Source organism: Pseudomonas sp. TE3-3-F2023, from assembly GCF_036784815.1.
Lineage (GTDB): Bacteria > Pseudomonadota > Gammaproteobacteria > Pseudomonadales > Pseudomonadaceae > Aquipseudomonas > Aquipseudomonas pudica.
In genome coordinates, this window is sequence record NZ_CP145113.1 from 3,754,558 (window position 1) to 3,771,201 (window position 16,644).

General features: G+C 65.2%; 17 protein-coding genes. 10 read left to right on the forward strand and 7 right to left on the reverse strand.

Translation table 11 applies throughout. From position 1 onward, the window contains the following. Positions 1-48: 48 nt before the first annotated feature. The 3 genes from V3314_RS16905 (at position 49) to V3314_RS16915 (ending at position 1,794) form a co-directional block, all read left to right on the forward strand. Entirely contained in the window at positions 49-429 is a 381-nt protein-coding gene (locus V3314_RS16905; protein WP_046616589.1) for a Mor transcription activator family protein, read from the forward strand. 65 nt (positions 430-494) lie between these two features. Next, on the forward strand, positions 495-1,169 hold the full coding sequence (locus tag V3314_RS16910; RefSeq protein WP_046616590.1) for a DUF2589 domain-containing protein: 675 nt from the start codon (positions 495-497) through the stop codon (positions 1,167-1,169). Between the two features lie 70 nt (positions 1,170-1,239). Continuing rightward, positions 1,240-1,794 (forward strand): DUF2589 domain-containing protein, encoded by a 555-nt coding sequence (locus V3314_RS16915; protein ID WP_046616591.1) that lies wholly within the window; start codon positions 1,240-1,242, stop codon positions 1,792-1,794. A gap of 19 nt (positions 1,795-1,813) precedes the next feature. On the opposite strand, the gene V3314_RS16920 is transcribed toward V3314_RS16915, so the two are convergent. From V3314_RS16920 to V3314_RS16930, 3 genes are read right to left on the reverse strand one after another with little or no spacing between them, the layout of a single operon-like run. Beyond that, positions 1,814-5,488 carry a translocation/assembly module TamB domain-containing protein gene (locus tag V3314_RS16920; RefSeq protein ID WP_046616592.1) on the reverse strand — a complete coding sequence of 1,225 codons (3,675 nt, stop codon included), beginning with the start codon at positions 5,486-5,488 and terminating at the stop codon, positions 1,814-1,816. Continuing rightward, on the reverse strand, positions 5,485-7,227 hold the full coding sequence (locus V3314_RS16925; RefSeq protein WP_046616593.1) for an autotransporter assembly complex family protein: 1,743 nt from the start codon (positions 7,225-7,227) through the stop codon (positions 5,485-5,487). Before V3314_RS16925 ends, V3314_RS16920 begins: the two co-directional genes overlap by 4 nt. 52 nt (positions 7,228-7,279) lie before the next feature. After that, on the reverse strand, positions 7,280-7,930 hold the full coding sequence (locus V3314_RS16930; protein ID WP_046616595.1) for a GNAT family N-acetyltransferase: 651 nt from the start codon (positions 7,928-7,930) through the stop codon (positions 7,280-7,282). A gap of 132 nt (positions 7,931-8,062) precedes the next feature. Here V3314_RS16930 and xthA point away from each other — a divergent pair, with 132 nt between their 5' ends. Then, positions 8,063-8,875 carry an exodeoxyribonuclease III gene (xthA, locus tag V3314_RS16935; protein WP_046616596.1) on the forward strand — a complete coding sequence of 271 codons (813 nt, stop codon included), beginning with the start codon at positions 8,063-8,065 and terminating at the stop codon, positions 8,873-8,875. A gap of 85 nt (positions 8,876-8,960) precedes the next feature. On the opposite strand, the gene V3314_RS16940 is transcribed toward xthA, so the two are convergent. Both V3314_RS16940 and V3314_RS16945 read right to left on the reverse strand, forming a co-directional pair. After that, the gene (locus tag V3314_RS16940; RefSeq protein WP_046616597.1) at positions 8,961-9,713 is read right to left on the reverse strand and encodes an anti-sigma factor; all 753 of its coding nucleotides are present in this window, start codon (positions 9,711-9,713) and stop codon (positions 8,961-8,963) included. Next, positions 9,710-10,231, reverse strand: coding sequence for a sigma-70 family RNA polymerase sigma factor (locus tag V3314_RS16945; RefSeq protein WP_046616598.1), 522 nt, complete (start codon positions 10,229-10,231; stop codon positions 9,710-9,712). The genes V3314_RS16940 and V3314_RS16945 overlap by 4 nt, the downstream gene beginning before the upstream one ends. A 124-nt stretch (positions 10,232-10,355) precedes the next feature. Between V3314_RS16945 and V3314_RS16950 the strand changes: the two genes are divergently transcribed. The 4 genes from V3314_RS16950 (at position 10,356) to V3314_RS16965 (ending at position 13,857) form a co-directional block, all read left to right on the forward strand. Then, positions 10,356-11,408: a catalase family peroxidase gene (locus V3314_RS16950; RefSeq protein ID WP_196174249.1), complete on the forward strand. Its 1,053-nt coding sequence runs from the start codon at positions 10,356-10,358 to the stop codon at positions 11,406-11,408. Then, positions 11,405-11,938 (forward strand): cytochrome b, encoded by a 534-nt coding sequence (locus V3314_RS16955; protein WP_338459336.1) that lies wholly within the window; start codon positions 11,405-11,407, stop codon positions 11,936-11,938. Before V3314_RS16950 ends, V3314_RS16955 begins: the two co-directional genes overlap by 4 nt. 86 nt (positions 11,939-12,024) lie before the next feature. Next, entirely contained in the window at positions 12,025-13,230 is a 1,206-nt protein-coding gene (locus V3314_RS16960; protein ID WP_338459337.1) for an MFS transporter, read from the forward strand. Between the two features lie 81 nt (positions 13,231-13,311). Next, positions 13,312-13,857 carry a cupin domain-containing protein gene (locus tag V3314_RS16965; RefSeq protein WP_046616603.1) on the forward strand — a complete coding sequence of 182 codons (546 nt, stop codon included), beginning with the start codon at positions 13,312-13,314 and terminating at the stop codon, positions 13,855-13,857. A 94-nt stretch (positions 13,858-13,951) separates the two neighbouring features. On the opposite strand, the gene V3314_RS16970 is transcribed toward V3314_RS16965, so the two are convergent. Both V3314_RS16970 and V3314_RS16975 read right to left on the reverse strand, forming a co-directional pair. After that, positions 13,952-14,563 carry a 2-hydroxychromene-2-carboxylate isomerase gene (locus V3314_RS16970; RefSeq protein ID WP_046616604.1) on the reverse strand — a complete coding sequence of 204 codons (612 nt, stop codon included), beginning with the start codon at positions 14,561-14,563 and terminating at the stop codon, positions 13,952-13,954. 29 nt (positions 14,564-14,592) lie between these two features. After that, complete coding sequence (locus tag V3314_RS16975) at positions 14,593-15,324, reverse strand: SDR family oxidoreductase (RefSeq protein ID WP_338459338.1); 732 nt, start codon at positions 15,322-15,324, stop codon at positions 14,593-14,595. Positions 15,325-15,413: 89 nt separating this feature from the next. Here V3314_RS16975 and V3314_RS16980 point away from each other — a divergent pair, with 89 nt between their 5' ends. Both V3314_RS16980 and V3314_RS16985 read left to right on the forward strand, forming a co-directional pair. After that, positions 15,414-15,977 carry a TetR/AcrR family transcriptional regulator gene (locus V3314_RS16980; protein ID WP_046616606.1) on the forward strand — a complete coding sequence of 188 codons (564 nt, stop codon included), beginning with the start codon at positions 15,414-15,416 and terminating at the stop codon, positions 15,975-15,977. After that, positions 15,964-16,557 carry a DUF4157 domain-containing protein gene (locus V3314_RS16985; RefSeq protein WP_046616607.1) on the forward strand — a complete coding sequence of 198 codons (594 nt, stop codon included), beginning with the start codon at positions 15,964-15,966 and terminating at the stop codon, positions 16,555-16,557. Before V3314_RS16980 ends, V3314_RS16985 begins: the two co-directional genes overlap by 14 nt. Positions 16,558-16,644 lie beyond the last annotated feature (87 nt).

Below are 16,644 nucleotides of genomic sequence, written 5' to 3' on the forward strand. Positions count from 1 at the left end.
CCGCTGGTGATCGGTTAGCACAGCCCATCCGTCCCGAAGGAGCGCCATATGCAACTGCCAGACTTGAGCCACATCGATATCAGCCAACTGCCCCACTCGCTGCAGGCCCTGATCGACTGCATCGGCATCGACAACGCCTACCAGCTGACCTGCGCCTACGGCGGCAGGCCCAAGTACATCCCCAAACACCGCGAGCGCACCAAGCTTGCCGACGTGCTGCCGGCCGAAGCGCTCGACGCACTGATCAAGCGCTTTGCCGGTGTCGCCCTGGAAATTCCCAAGGCTGACCATTTCATGCGCCAGTTGCGCAACCTGCAGATCCAGAAGGAAAGCGCCAGCGGCTTGTCTCGCAGCCTGCTCGCTGACAAGTACGGCCTGAGCCTGCGCCAGATCGGCAACATCCGCCGCCAGGAACATTGCGCGCGCTGAAGCCCAGGCATCGTGACCACGATTGATAGCCACGTTTTTAACCCAACCAGAAAGAGAACCCAGCAATGTCGATAGATAACAGCCTCATCGGTTCCGTAATCAATGCCCTGCCGATGGACCGCATGATCGCAGGCCCCCTGCAGGCCATGGTCCAGGCCCAGGTCACCGCCAGCAAATCCTACGCCGACTTCCTGATGCAGGTGTGCGTCCAGGACGGCAAGGCTGTGGCCATCCAGTTCGACTACGACGAAACCATCGTCGACGAACAAGGCGAGTACAAGGGCGTGGTCAGCAAGACCATGAAAGTGCCGCTGGTGGCAGCCATCACCCACCCGAACATTTCCATCGAAGAAGGTAATGTCGAGTTCGAGCTGGTCATCAACCAGATGTCGGAAGACGTTTCCAGCAAGGACATGAGCGCCGAGGCAAGCGGTTCGCTGGGCTGGGGGCCGTTCAGGCTCAGCGTGAAAGGCAGCGTCAGCCACAAGTCCACGCAAACCCGCAAGACTGACACCCGCGCCCGCTACGCCTTCAACACGACCTTGAAGCGCCAGGACCCGCCTGAAGCGATGATGCGGGTGATCGACTTCCTGACCGACGCCGCGACAAAGCCGACCGTGGTCAAAACCGCCAAACTGGACAGCCAGGACGTAATTTCCCAGGCCGATACCTTGAAGAGCCCAGCAGCTACCGGTACTGCAGCCACCGGTGCTCCGACCCCCGGCGCAAGCACCCCTTGAGGCACGCCCCCCTGCCCCGAACAGCCCCCCTGACCAGGGGGGGCCCCACCTGGCCTGAGGAGTCGAATCATTGGATAAAGCCCCTACCCCCATGACGTCAATCGACCTGCGCGAAATCACCCGTGGCCTGCAGGAAGCCGCCAGTGCTACCAACAGCCTGATCGCGCAGCAGTACATCAACCTGTTCGACCAGTTCTTCGAGTGCGACACCGAAGCGCTGGGCGCGCCCATGAAAGCCAAGATGGTCGAAGTGGCCATGGACGGCCAGCACATCATGCGCGTACCGCTGTTCGCGCTGGTGTCACCCAAGGGCCTGGCCCTCGAGCGCATGCAGGTCGACCTTTCGGTAAGGGTCAAAGGCACCGAAGCACAGCAGGCACTGCTGACCGCAGGCGAAAACAAGGCGGCCAGCTTCAAGGTCACCATCGGTGGCCAAAGCCGTCAGGGCGACAACCGTGACCCCGATGAAGTGCAGATCCGCATGCAGTTCCAGGCCAGCGAACCACCGGAAGCCCTCAACCGGCTGATCGAGGAGTACACCAGCCTGATCATCCCGGTACGCGCGCCCAGCCCGCCGCCCTCCCCCGACACCAATGAGTTCATCGAGGCGGCCATCGTCCGTTGACGGCCGCCCCCGTGACGGCTCAGAAGTCGCGCTTGTAGAAGATGTCCAGTGAGCTGGCCAGCCCGCTGGCAGCCTCGAGGTACACCTTCTTGCTCAGCTTGTAGCGCAATGCAATGGTGTTCGCAGGCTCGAACACCCCCACCCCATAGCGCAGGCTCAGTTTCTCGGTGAGGTTGCCGCTGGCGACCACGCTGGTGGTATTGCCCGAACCTTCGGTGTCCAGTTGGAAGTCATCGATACCCAGGCTCGAGGCCAGGCTGCCGGTGATACCGGCGCTACCCGCCAGGCCCAGACCCAGGGCCGCTTCGGCAAGCATGTTGTTGTCTTCGCCGGACGCGCCCAGAGGCCGCCCCAGTACCAGGTACGACAGCGCCTGCTCCTGGCTCATGGCCGGCTCCGAGAACACGTTGCTGGTGGGCTGCTCGGCACTGCCGCTCAGACGGATACCGGCAATCACGTCGTCGACCTTGCGGATCGCTTCAATGTCCAGATACGGCTGGTCGATCGGGCCTGCGAACAGCAGCCGCGCACGGCGGATGGTCAGGCGCTGGCCGTAGGCACGGTAGCGGCCGTCGGCCAGGCTCAGCTCGCCACGGGTGTCGAGGTTGTCGCCAATGTGCACATGGCCGAGCAGGTTGGCCTTGAGGCCAAAGCCACTGAACGAAAGCTTGTCACGGCCCACTTCGACATCGATGTCCATGGCCATCGCCATGGGTGGCTTGCCCTCTTCGGTCTGGTGGCCGACTATCACCGTGTCATCCGAGACCTTGACGGTGGACGGTGGCAGCTCGCGTACAGTGATCGTGCCCTTGGGCACCTCTACCTTGCCGGTCACCGCCAGCTTGTCGTCGATCAGGCGCAAGGTCAGGTCCGGGGCAACCTCCAGCGTCGCATAGGGTTCGACCGTGACGGGCAGTTGCTGGCCCTGCAGACGCAGGTCCATGCCCAAGGCCTGGCCCCAGGTGAGGTAGCCATTCAACTGGCCCCGCCCCGCCTCGCCGCTGCGCCAGCCGCCATTGAGCTGTACCTGCTCGCCGGCAATCAATGCCTGCAATGACAGGTCCTCGAGGCTGACCGGCAGCTCGGCACCGCTGACTTCGCCACCGCTGAGCATCAGGTTGCCGTTGACCTGCGGCGCCAGCAAGGTGCCCGACAGCCGGCCACTGCCATTGAGCTGCCCGGCCAGGCGCTCGACCATAGGCACGAACGGGCGCGCCACCGACAGGTCGAGACCGGCCAGGCGAAAATCACCCGATAGCGGTTTGTTCTTGCCCAGTGGATCGAGGCGGGTGTTGACGTTCAGCTCGCCCAGGCGCTCGCCGCGGAACGCCAGGCGGGTATCGATGCGCCGCGGCGCCAGCGTGCTGTCCAGGCGCAGGGCCTGGTACGGGAAGTCGACCCAGCGGTCCTTGTCGCGCACGCGCAGGGTACCGCCACTGGCATCGACGACGATGTTGCCCTTGGGGCCGCTGGCCGGGATGTCCAGATTGATGTCGGCATTGAGCAGGCCCTGCCAGGCGAAGTCCTTCGGCAACCACTGGGCCAGGCTGTCCAGCGGGAACTGCTTGAGGTGGTAGCGCAAGCGTGGCTCGGGGGCCAGACGCTGGTCGTCGCCACACAAGCTGGCCTGGCCGGAGCGCCAGCAGTGCGCAGCAAAGTCCAGCTGGCCGCTGGCCAGCCGCTGCAGGCGAGCCGGTGCCTGCAACTGCCAGTCCTGGCCGCCGGCCTGGATCCGCCCACTGGCCAGGCGCCCACGCCAGTCACCCTTGTTCAACTGGCCATCCAGGCCGAGGTCGAGTTTGAGCTGCGGGCCGTCCAACGCCAGGGTCAAGGCTTGCTGGCGAATGTCGCCTGTGCCGTTGGCCTGCAAGGTCCCCAATGCCGTGTCACCCAGGTGAATGCCGCTGGCCTTGAGTTCGATCACGCCACGCTGGGCGTTGTCCAGCCGGGCATCCAGGTCCAGCTGCTGCAGGCGGTTTTCCGCCTGGGCCAGCCGCTGGCCCTGCAGTGTCAGCGTACCTTGCGGGGCCTGCAAGGTGCCGGCGACGTCCAGCCGGCCCTTGACCTGGCCCTGCAATCTTGGCCACAACTGGCCCAGGCGCGGCAGGTCCAGGTCGACCCGCCCGGCCAGGCGCTGCTGCAGGCTGCCGCTGCCATTGATGCGGTTACTCCCGAGCTGGATTGCCAGCGCGCCCAAGGTCCAGCTCTGCCCTGCCCCTTGGGCCTCGACCTTGAGCATCGCCGGCTGGCCGCGCAGGCGGCCTTTCAGGTCAAGCTGGGCATCCAGGCTCAGGGCATCGCCTTTCATCTCGCCTTTGCTGCGCAGCGGCCCCGCCAGGGTACCCGGCAGCTCGGCCAGCCAATAGGCTGGGTCGAGCGCCGACAACTGCAGGTCGACATCCCATGCCAGGGTGTCGGCAAAGCGCACGGCGACACTGCCGGCAGCCTTGCCTTGCCCGGCGCTCAGCGCCAACTGCGGCAGCTTCACCTGGTTCAGGTCACCTTCGAACGGGCTGGCCAGGCTGAACGCGCCGGCCGGGCCATCCAGATCGCCATTGAAGGTGCCCTGGTAGTTGCCATCGCGATAATGCACCTGGGCCATGAACCGCTTGAGGGTAACCTCGGGCGGCGTCTCCAGTGGATACAGGCGCAGCCACGGGAAGTCCTGCCAGTCCAGTCGGGCGTCGGCGACCAGGCCTTGCTGCCAGTCAGCCGTGGCTTGCAACTTGACCCGCTGGGTATCGCTGGCGTTCAGGTCCAGGGCATCGAGCCTGGCGCCTTTGCTGTCGACCAGCCCGGACAACAGCAAGGCGATCGGCGACTGCTCGGCCGGCAGGCTGGCCGACCCCGACAGTTGATAGCCCTTGAGCAGGTCGCCCCGGGCGTCGAGCTTGAGCTGGTTGAACTGCACGGTGTCGGGCAACGAGGCGGCCGGCTTGAATGCCTCGGAGCGGATCTGCAAGGTCGCCGGCAGGTGCTCGGTCAACGCCTGCAATTGCCCGTTCAGCGTGGCGTCAAGGTAACCACTGCTGGTGCCGGTGAGTTTCAGGGTTTTCTGCAGCTCGCCGGTGGCGGTCAGCGCCAGCTGCCAAGGTTTGCCGTCCACCGCTGGCAATTGCAGCTGCGCCTTGAGTTGCACCGGCCAGTCAGCTTCGGGCTGCAGGTCGCCCTGCAGGTTCAATTGCAGGTCATCGCGCTGCAGGTGCAGGCTGTCGATGCGCAGCCCGGTATTGGTCCAGTGCGCCGCCAGTTGCAAGTCGCCAAGCAGGTCGCTGCCATCCAGGCGCAACTGGCCAACCTTGACCTCACCCAGTTCGATGGCCAGTGGCAAGCGCAGGGCCGGCAACTGCAGCGGGCCACTGTCGGCCGATTCGGCGCTGGGCACAAAGGCCATGTCGATGCGCTGTGCCTGCAACTGGTCAATGCACAAGGTAGAGCGCAGCAGGCATGCCGGCGACCAGGCCAGCAGCGGTGCCTGCACCTCTACGGTGCTGCCGGCATCGGCCCAGCTTAGCCGGCTGGCTTGCCAGCTACCGGCCAGGCGGCCCTGGAAGTCAGCCACCTCAAGCCCGGGCACCTTGCCCAGCACCCAGCGGCTGCCGGCCTCGGTCCCCAGCAGCAGGCCGAGTGCCAGGCCCAGGCTTGCGGCAACCCCGAGCAGGCCCGCCAGAAGGTACTTGATCACGCGTTTCACAGCTCAGGCCCCATGGAAAAGTGCAGGCGAATTCCCCCTTCATCATCCAGCGCCTTGGCCAGGTCCAGGCGCAGCGGCCCGACCGGCGACACCCAGCGCACGCCAAAACCGACACCGGTCTTGAGGCTTGGCAGCTCCAGATCATTGAATGAGTTGCCCTGGTCGACGAAGGTTGCCAGCCGCCACTTTTCGGTCAGCGAATACTGGTACTCGACACTGCCGGCGACCAGGTAGCGCCCGCCAATGCGGTCGCCGTCGCTGTTCTTCGGCGACAGGGTCTGGTAGTCATAGCCACGCACGCTCTGGTCGCCACCGGCGAAAAAGCGCAGCGACGGCGGAATGTTGTTCTTGAAGCCATTGGTCGCGCTGCCACCGAACTGCACCCGGCCGAGCAAGCGGTGGTCATGGCCAAGTGTTGTCAGGCCCTTGAGCAGCACGTTGCCATGCAGCAGGTTGGTGTCCGAGACCAGCCCTTCCTTGGCCACCTGCACATCGAACTGCAGGCGGTAGCCGTTATGCGGGTCGATGCGGTTGTCACTGCGCAGGAAGGAGTAACTCACCCCCGGCATCAGCAGGTTGCTCAACCCGGAGTCATCACCCAGGCGGTACTCCTCGCGCTGGTACTTGAGGGAAATCACCCGCTGCCAGCCGCTTGGCAGTTTGCTGTGCCACTCGGGGCCCACCGTCAGCAGTTTGCTGAGGGTGTCGGTGCCGGCAATTTCTTCGTTCTGGTAGCCGCCGGCAAAGCGCAACTTGTCGGTCAGCGGCGGGTCGAGGGGGATGTCGTACCAAAGGCCGACGTTCTGCCGGGGCGCCGACAGTTCGGTTTCCCAACCGTAGCTATGGCCCTGCGGGTTGACCCAGTGGCGGGTCCAGTTGGCCTTGCCGCGTGGCCCGACGTCGGTCGAGAAGCCCAGGCCCAGGCCCATGGTGCGCGGTTTGCGGGTTTCCAGCCGGACATCCACGGGGATTTCTTCGCCCACGGCGGCGGTAGGTGCCGCATCCACGCGCACGCCTTCGAAGTAGCCGCTCGATTGCAGGTCATTGTTCAGCTCGGCGATCAGTTCCGAGTCGTAAGGTGTGCCTGGCTTGAACGACACCATGCGCTGCAGCAGGTCGTCGTCCAGCGGTGTGTCGCCACCGAAGGTGACGGCGCCCAGGTGATAGCGCGGGCCGCTCTGGTAGACCAGTTCGATATCGGCCACACCCGCCTGAGGGTCGACCGCCAGGCGCTGGCGGCTGAAGCGCCCACTGAAAAAGCCATAGCGTGACGCCTGGTTCTGGATCAGCCGCTTGGCATCTTCATAATGGCCATGGTTGAGCTGTTCGCCAGCGCGCAGGGCCTTGCTGTCGGGCACGCGAAAGGCCTTCATCTCGCTGGCAGGGCCTTCGATGCGTATGGTCACGTTGCGCAGGCGAATCGGCTCGCCGGGGTCGATGGTGATGATCAGTTGAGGGGAACGGTCAGCCTCGCTGGCGGGCTTGACCTCTGTATCGATCTGCGCCTGGTAGTAGCCAAGTGCCTGCGCGGCTTTGCGCGCCTGCTCCTGGGCGCCGCGACTGAAGCGCAGCAGCGCTTCTTCATCGCGGTCGCCAAGGGAACCGATATAGCCTTCGACATTGGCCTTGAGCGCTTTGTTGGCCGGTTTGACCTTCACCAGCAACTCGCTCTGGCCCCATGCTGCGAAACTGGCGACCCAGATAACCAGGCCCCAGGTCAATCTTCCTGAATACGTCATGCGGCGAATGCTACCAGAGCCGGGCGCTCAAGGGAGCCGCCGCGCAGTCTGCTCAGGCAAAAGCAGAATTGGAAGAGACCGGATTGGGATGGAAGAACACCCTCTCGCGGATTGGTCCTACAGCCACCTCGCCAATTTCCTCATAGCCCTGACGCTGGTAAAAGGCCAGGTAGTGCTCGTTGCCGGTGTCCAGCACCACACCCTGGGTACCAGGGTCGTCTGCGCACCAGTCATGCACAGCTTGTAACAATTGCTCGCCGTAGTGCTTGCCCTGAAATTGCGGGTGCACGCCCAACAGCGGTAGCACATGCACCTCCTCGGTGGGCAGGCAGGTGGCCAGGGCGGCCTGGTAGTCCATGTAGCGGCGCGTACAGCGCAGGCCGGTGCCCATCATCATGCGCAGGCGCCAGGCCCAGCTGTCGGCCACCCCCAGCCGGCGCATCGGCGGCACGATCAGGGCCAGGGCTATCAGGCGGTCCTCCACCAGCAAGCCGATGGCGGGCAGTTGCAGGTAGAAGTGCTGGCGTACCCACTCGCGCACCATCACCCGCAAGCGCCGCTCGTAACCTGGGCGCTGGGCCTCGAAGATATAGGCGAATGTAGGTTCGTGACGGTAGGCGTTGTACAGCAGCGAACGCGCCTCGCGGCTGTAGCCGTCATCGAGCAGGCAGACACGGGCCGGGGTAGCAGTGGTTTCGGGCATTGCGGGCAGTCCTCCTGGAATGGGCTTACAGTGCCCTGGAAAGGACGTTAGCAGCAGGCACCCGAAGCCGCCATGCTGGTGATGGCAAGCGATGTCGGCTAGCATCGCGCCTTTTACCGGGATTATCTTTCCATGAAGATCGTCTGTTTCAACATCAACGGCCTGCGGGCCCGCCCGCATCAGCTGGCGGCGCTGATCGAAAAGCACCAGCCGGACGTGATCGGCCTGCAGGAAACCAAGGTCAGCGACGATCAGTTCCCGCTGGCCGACGTGCAGGCGCTGGGCTACCACGTGCATTACCACGGCCAGAAAGGCCACTATGGCGTGGCCCTGCTGTCGCGCCAGGCACCGCTGAGCCTGCACAAGGGCTTTGCCAGCGATGAAGAAGACGCCCAGCGCCGCTTTATCTGGGGCACCTTTGCCGATGCCGATGGCAACCCTGTCACCATCATGAACGGCTACTTCCCCCAGGGTGAAAGCCGCGACCACCCCACCAAGTTCCCGGCCAAGCAGCGCTTCTACAGCGACTTGCAGGCCCTGCTGGAAGGCCAGTTTCGCAACGACCAGCCGCTGCTGGTGATGGGCGACATGAATATCTCGCCGCAGGACTGCGACATCGGCATCGGTCCGGACAACGCCAAACGCTGGCTCAAGACCGGCAAGTGCAGCTTCCTGCCGGAAGAGCGCGAATGGATGGAACGTTTGAAAGCCTGGGGCCTGGTGGACAGTTTCCGCCACCTGTACCCGGAGGTTTCCGACCGCTTCAGCTGGTTCGACTACCGCAGCCGCGGCTTCGAGGACGAGCCCAAGCGCGGCCTGCGCATCGACCTGATCATGGCCTCGCAGCACCTGGTGCCGCGAATCAAGGATGCGGGTGTGGACTATGAGCTGCGCGGGATGGAAAAACCGTCGGACCATGCGCCGATCTGGCTGGAGTTGAGCTGATCGTCAGCTGAACGCACAGTACCTGCAGGAGCGGCTTTGTGTTGCGATGGGGCTGCCAAGCGGCCTTATCGTGACCGCGCATCTGTCACAACCCCAACCGCAACGCCTCCCCCACCCCCGCCCGGCGCACATCGTCCGCCGCGCTGACCAGAGCAAAGTTGTAGGCCCCATGCGACCAATAACGCGCCTCCAGCTGGCCATCCACCCGCTGCCCGTCCGGCATGCGCCGGTACTGATCGCCCGGTGACCGCAGGAACAGGCTGATGCGCTGGCCCTTGCTATCCTCGAACACCAGCAATGCCGCCGGCCCTCGCTCATTGCTGAGCAGGCGCGCACCCACCGGTTTGAAACCGTAGCCGGCCAGGTCCGGCAACTGGCCCACGCTTTTGAAGTGTCGCCCCAGCCAGTCGCGCAACTGGCCCGGGTCGCTGGCCTGAATATCCAGTGCCTCGCTGCCGGCAAACAGGCGGTGCGCCTGAACCGCATCGGCCATCGGCAGGTCAACACGCGCCAAGGTGGCATCGCGCACCTGCCAACCACCCAGGCCACCCACGCCCAACGCCAATAACAATACCGCCGCTGTTGCCCAGCGGCGCTGGCGGCGTTGGCGCAATTGCCGGCGCAACTGCCCCAGGTCCAGCTGCGCAGCCCCGGGCACTTCGCCAAACCCGGCCAACGCCGCACGCAGGCGCCGGGCGTCGGCACGCCAGCCCTCGACCTTGGCCGCAGCCTGCGGATTTGCCGCCAGCCAGGCCTGCACCTCGGCCCGGCGCACAGGCTCCAGGCGCTCGTCGACGTAAGCGTGCAGTTCGTCTTCGCTTGGGGTCAGGCGCGTCATTTCAGTCTCCGCAAGGCCGGGGGCTGGGGGCTGCCCTCGGTCAGTTCGCGCAAGGCATTGCGGGCGCGCGACAGGCGCGACATCACAGTGCCGATAGGGATACCCAGGGCCTGGGCGGCCTCCTTGTAGCTCAAACCTTCGATGCTGACCAGCAGCAGCAACGCACGCTGTTCTGCCGTGAGCCGGGCGAAAGCCTGCAGGTCTGCCTGGGCCAGGACAATGGCCTCGAGGTTGTCGCCAACTGGCTCGTCGTCGCGCTCGCCGCGGCCGAACCAGGACAGCCAGCGCGCATGCAGGCGCTCGCGGCGCTTGCCGTCGAGGAATAGCCGATAAAGGATGGTGAACAGCCAGGCCCGCAGAGCATCGGCGTCGCGTTGCTGGTCGCGCCGGCTCAAGGCCCGCTCGACCGTGGCCTGCACCAGGTCATCGGCGCTACCCGGCTCGCGGGTCAGCCATACGGCAAAGCGGCGCAGGCGGGCCAGCAGCTCGCGCCACTGGTGGTCATCCAGATCATGCATGGCAAAGTCCCGGCCTCTGGGGCTGTCAGTGTAAGAGGCAGACGCCTGTGAGGAAAATTTATTCCCGGCAAGGGAATAAGTTTTTCCCTGCACCGTCGTACCGGCACCTTCACCTAACCGGACAATGACCATGAACTCACCCCTGCACGGCCCGGCCAAGGCCCTGCGCCTGGCCGCCATCGGCGCCGTGATGCTGGGCGCGGGCGCCGCCTTTGCCTATGCCGCCGGCTGGTTTGGCGAAACCCGCCTGACCCCACAGCGCATCATCGACACCTTCGAAGCCCAGGCCGGGCATTACCCGGGTTACCGGAAAAACCACGCCAAGGGCCTGTGCGTCAGCGGCTACTTCCAGCCCAGCGGGCAGGCCGCCAGCCTGTCCACGGCGCGGGCGTTCAGCCAGCCGCGGGTGCCAGTGATCGGCCGCTTCGCCATTGGCGGCGCCAACCCGTTCGCGCCGGACACCGGCATACCGGTGCGCAGCCTGGCCATCGAGCTGAGCACCGACGACGGGCAGGTCTGGCGTACCGGCATGAACAACCCGCCGGTACTGGCTGTAAGTACGCCACAAGCCTTCTATGAACAGGTGTTGGCGGGGGCGCCGAACCCTGCCACCGGCAAACCAGACCCTGGCAGACTGCAGGCGTTCTTCGCCGCCCACCCGGAAAGCGCGGCGTTTCGCCAATGGGCGGCGGGCTACAAACCCAGCAACAGCTTTGCCAGCACCCAGTACCACAGCATCAACGCGTTCCGTCTGATCGACGCAAGCGGCGCAGCCCACCCCGTGCGTTGGCAACTGGAGCCGCAAACGGCGTTTGCCGCCCTGCCTGCCCAAGTCGATGACAAACAGTTCCTGCAGCATGACCTGCAGCAACGGCTGGCCCAAGGCCCGCTGCGCTGGACCCTGCGCCTGGTGCTGGCGGAACCTGGGGACGCGGTGGACGACCCAGCCAGCCCCTGGCCTGCCGAACGGCGCAGCGTAGACGCCGGCACGCTGGTACTGGAGCAGGTCGACGGCCCCGAGCAAGGTGCCTGCCGCGACCTCAACTTCGACCCGCTGATCCTGCCCCGGGGCATCCAGGCTTCCGCCGACCCGATCCTCGCCGCCCGTTCGGCCGCCTACTCGGAATCCTTCAATCGCCGCAGCCGCGAATCGCTCGGCACCGGAGCCCACCCATGAAAACCGACGCCTTCCACCCCTTCGCCCGCCTGTTGCACTGGCTGATGGCCGTACTGATCCTGGCCATGTTGTTCATCGGTGTGAGCATGGTCGCCGACCTTTCGCCGCGCCACCCCGTGCTGATCGGGTTGCACAAGGCCACCGGCCTGGCCCTGCTTGTGCTGGTACTGCTGCGCATCGGCGTACGCCTGGCCCTGCCCCACCCAGCCCTGCCACGCGACCTGCCTGCACTGCAACGCTGGGCCGCCGGGGCGTCGCACCTGCTGCTCTATGGTCTGATGCTGGCCATGCCACTACTGGGTTGGGCCATGCTGTCGGCCGGTGGCTACCCGCGCCCGCTGGCCTTGCCGGCAATTGCCCCGCATGACTTGCAGTTGTACGCCGTGCTGCGCCAGGCCCATGGCTGGGCTGGCTACCTGTTGTTCGCCACTGTGCTGGTGCATGTCGGTGCGGCCTTGATGCATGCATGGGTGCGTCGCGATGGCGTGTTGCGTAGCATGTGGCCTGGCCCACTGCGCCGCGGCGAATGACGCTCGGCAACCCAGGGGCGCTCGACAATCGATAATAATTCCCAACAAGATCGGCTTTTATTTGCCGTGCCGCCCTGGACTGCCCTATGAACGTCGCAAAGGATCCTGCCACACTCGCACCCGCCAGCACCCTGGACCTGCGCCCCCTGCTGCTGGCGAACATGGCCTGCACCATGTCGATGATGGCCTTCGTCGCCCTGATCGGCCCGATCGCCCGCCTGCTCGGCATGGCCACCTGGCAAGCCGGTGCCGCCGTGACCGTAGCGGGCGTGGTCTGGGTGCTGCTGGCACGGCCCTGGGGGCGCGCCGCAGACCGCCTGGGCCGTCGGCGCATCCTGCTGCTGGGTAGCGCCGGTTTCACCCTGGCCTACTGGCTGCTGTGCCTGTTCGTAGAAAGTGCACTACGCTGGCTGCCGGGGGCGACTTTGGCCTTCATCGGCCTGATGGTCGCGCGCGGCTGTATCGGCGCCTTCTATGCTGCCATCCCGGTGGGCTGCAATGCGCTGATCGCCGACCATGTCGAACCGCAACGCCGGGCCCGGGCCATGGCCTCGCTGGGGGCGGCCAACGCCGTCGGCCTGGTGGTGGGGCCGGCACTAGCGGCGCTGCTGGCGCGGCATAGCCTGAGCCTGCCGTTCCATATCATGTCGCTGCTGCCGGCCAGTGCCTTTCTGGTCCTGCTGTTCACACTCAAGCCGCAGGCGCTGCCGCACAGCCATGCCCCCAGCCCGGTGCGGCTGAACGACCCCCGCCTGCGCCGGCCTTTGCTGGTGGCGTTCAGCGCCATGCTCAGTGTCACGGTATCGCAGATCATCGTCGGTTTCTTCGCCCTCGACCGCCTGCACCTGGGCCCTGCCGAGGCTGCCCAGGCCGCTGGCATCGCCCTGACCACGGTGGGCGTGGCGCTGATCCTGGCGCAGGTGCTGCTGCGCCAGTTGGAATGGCCGCCGTTGAAGATGATCCGGGTCGGCGCCACGGTTTCGGCCCTGGGCTTTGCCTGCGGCTCGCTGGCCACCACGGCGCCCTGGCTGTGGGCTTGCTACTTTGTCGCGGCAGCGGGCATGGGCTTTGTCTTCCCGGCATTTTCAGCGCTGGCGGCCAATGCCATGCATGCGTCCGAGCAGGGTGCCACGGCCGGCTCCATCGGTGCTGCCCAGGGCATGGGCGCGGTGATCGGGCCGCTGGCCGGCACCCTGGTTTATGCGGTCGATCCACGCTTGCCATTCCTGGCGGTGGCGGCGCTGCTACTGCTGGTCGGGTTATGGCCGATGCCGCGCGATCAGCGGGCCTGACAAGCACAGCGCGCGAGCGCGCAGAGTGTGTTTTAATGCGCATCGCTCATTATTATTGACACCTCTGATTACAAGGCGGCTATGGACACGGGGACGCGACTCAAACTGGTGCGTGAACGCAACAACCTCTCCCAACGGGAATTGGCCCGCCGCAGCGGGCTGACCAATTCGACGATCTCGCAGATCGAGCAGAATCGCGTCAGCCCTTCGGTCAGTTCCCTTAAAAAACTGCTCGAAGGCATTCCGATGAGTCTGGCGGAGTTCTTCAGTTTCGACGAGCCGGTGCGCGAAGAGCGCTACGTGTTCCGTGGCAGCGAGCAGCCAGACCTGGGCCGCAACGGCCTGCGCATGCTGCTGGTCGGCGCCAGCGTCGAAGGCCGACAAATGCGCATGCTGCGTGAACTGTATGCACCGGGCGCCGATTCGGGCGAACCGATCGTGCATGCCGAGGGTGAAGAGTGCGGCCTGGTCACCCGCGGCACCGTCGAGTTGTGGGTCGATGGCCAGGTGAGTGTGCTCAACTCGGGCGACGGGTATTACATCCCCACTACCTTGCCCCACAGCTTCAAGAACATCGGCCCGGACGAGGCCGAGATCATCAGCGCCAACACCCCGGCGAACTTCTGACTGCTTTATGCAAGGGGATGGCACCGGCTTTGCCGGTGTTCGCGGCTGAAGCCGCTCCCACAGGGAACGCGCAAACCCTGTGGGAGGGGCGCCTTCAGGCAAGGCTGTCGACACCCTGACGCAGCGCCTCTTCGACAAAGTCCAGGCGGTCCTGCCCGAAGAACATCTCATCACCGACAAAACAGGTCGGCGCACCGAACACCCCGCGCTCCACTGCCTCTTCGGTCGCGAGCCTGAGCGCGGCCTTCACCTCGTCATCAGCCGCCAGCGCGCGAAACGTCTGCGGGTCGAAGCCGCCCTGCCTGAGCGTGTCGTCAAGGATGGCGCTATCGCCCAGGTTGCGGCGCTGCGCAAACAGCCCATTGAACAGCACCGCCAGCAACGCCTCGAACCGCTCCGGCGAACGCAACTGGGTGCCCACTGCCCCGCGCATCAGGGTCAAGGTATTGATCGGGAACCCCGGCGGCCACTCCAACGGTACCCCATAGCGCGCAGCGAAGCGCGCCAGGTCGGTGAACATGTAACGGCCCTTGGCCGGGATCATCACCGGCGAGGCGTTGCCGGTGGCCTGGAAAACCCCGCCCAGCAGCATCGGCCGGTAGCGCAGTGTGGCGCCCTGGCGGGCACACAGGTCGGGCAGTTGGGTCCAGGCCAGATAGCTGGCCGGGCTGCCCAGGTCAAAGAAGAAATCGACAGTGTTGCGCATGGTTACGGTCCTTGCTCTGTGAAAGGGGCTTACCAGCGTTCCATCCAGGGGCGCAGGTCCAACTCGAAGGTCCAGGCATCACGTGGTTGCGCATGCAGGAACCAGTAGCTGTCGGCGATATGGGCCGGGTCGAGGATGCCATCCTGGTCCTTGAGGGCATAGCGCTCGGGGAAAGTGTCACGGATGAAGGCGGTGTCGATGGCCCCGTCAACCACCACGTGGGCGACATGGATGTTCCGCGGCCCCAGTTCGCGCGCCATGCTCTGGGCCAGGGCGCGCAAGGCATGCTTGGCCCCGGCGAATGCCGCAAAGCCCGCCGCGCCACGGGTGCCAGCAGTGGCGCCGGTAAACAGGATGGTGCCACGCTCGCGTTGGACCATGCGCCGGGCTACCGCCTGGGCGGTGAGGAAACCGGCAAAACAGGCCATCTCCCAGACCTTGAAGTATTTGCGCGGGGTCTCCTCGAGAATGCTACAGGGCACATTGGCACCGATATTGAAAACAAACGCTTCGATCGGGCCGATATCACGCTCGATGGTTTCGACCAGCACCGCCACCTCCTCCTCCTTGCGCGCATCGGAGCCAAAGCCGTGGGCCTGGCCGCCCGCAGCGCGGATTTCGTCCAGCAGCGGCTGCAACTTGTCCGCCTGGCGCCGGGTAACACAGGCAATGTAGCCCTCGCGCGCAAAGCGCTTGGCGATCTCGCCGCCGGTAGCATCCCCCGCGCCAATCACGAGCACCACTTTTTGTTGTTCTGCCATGCCTGCCTCCATTGGTGAATGATCGTTTAGTAAACGAACGCTATGTTATGATCGCCGCCACCGTCAAGCCCGCCTGCAGAGGCAATTGAATGCGCTACACCAATGAACACAAGCAGCAAACCCGCGAGCGGCTGCTGGCCAGCAGCGGCGCGCTGGCCAAACGCGGGGGCTTTTCCAGCACCGGCGTGGCCGGGCTGATGAAGGCGATCGGCCTGACCGGCGGCGCCTTCTACAACCACTTCCCGTCCAAGGACGACCTGTTCACCGAGGTGGTGCGGCAGGAACTGTGCAACAGCCCGCTGGCGCGCCTGGCCAACCAGGAGGCCAGCCGCGAACGCCTGGGCCGTTGCCTGCAGCAGTACCTGAGCCTGGCTCACCTGCACAATGCCGAAGGTGGCTGCCCGCTGCCGCCATTGGGGGTGGAGATCGCCCGGGCCGAAACACCGGTGCGCGCCGTGGCCGAGCATTGGCTGGTGGAACTGCACCAGGCCTGGAGCGCGACCCTGGAGGACGACGAGTTGGCCTGGGTGCTGATCAGCCAATGCGTCGGCGCCTTGCTGGTCGGGCGCATGCTGGCCACGGAAAGCGTGCAATCGCAGGTACTGGACGCCAGCCGCCACTTTGTCGAGAAGGCCCTGCATGAAGCGGATTAGCCTACTGCTGGGGCTACTGTTGAGCCTGCCCGCACTTGCCGAACAGGCCTGCCCGCCAGGGCAGTACCAGGTGTGCCTGATGGGATGTTTCTGTGCCCCCATCGACCCTGGGCAGGCCGGGCAGATTTTCAAGGATGTGGAAGTGTTGGCTTCGTCCAGCCTGACCTACGCCCTGCAACAGGCTCGCGACGAAGCCACCGCCGCCGGCGTCGAGCCGATCCCGTTGCATATCCGTGCGCAACTCGAACCCTGGTACGACTTTGCCGTGCTCGACGCGGCGCGCTTCCGGGTAGGTGATGAACAGCAGATGAGCGCAGCCAATGCGCTGCTGCAGAACCCCGACGTGAACGCCGTGACGCTTATCGACACGATCATCTTCCGCCGCCCCGCCGATGCCGAGGACAACATCGCGTTGTGGGCGCACGAACTCAAGCATGTGCAGCAGTATCAGCAGCTGGGTGTGGAAGAGTTCGCCCGGCGCTATACGCGCAACTACGACGACCTGGAAGCGCCGGCTTACAAGATCGAGGGCGAGGTAAGAAAGGCGCTGCGCGAGCGCACTTCAGGACAGGCCAGATAAGCCAGGGGCTGCTGTGCAGCTCATCGCCGGCAAGCCAGCTCCCACAGGGATAGCACATGACTTGAGATCGATGCGGTCGAGGTGGGA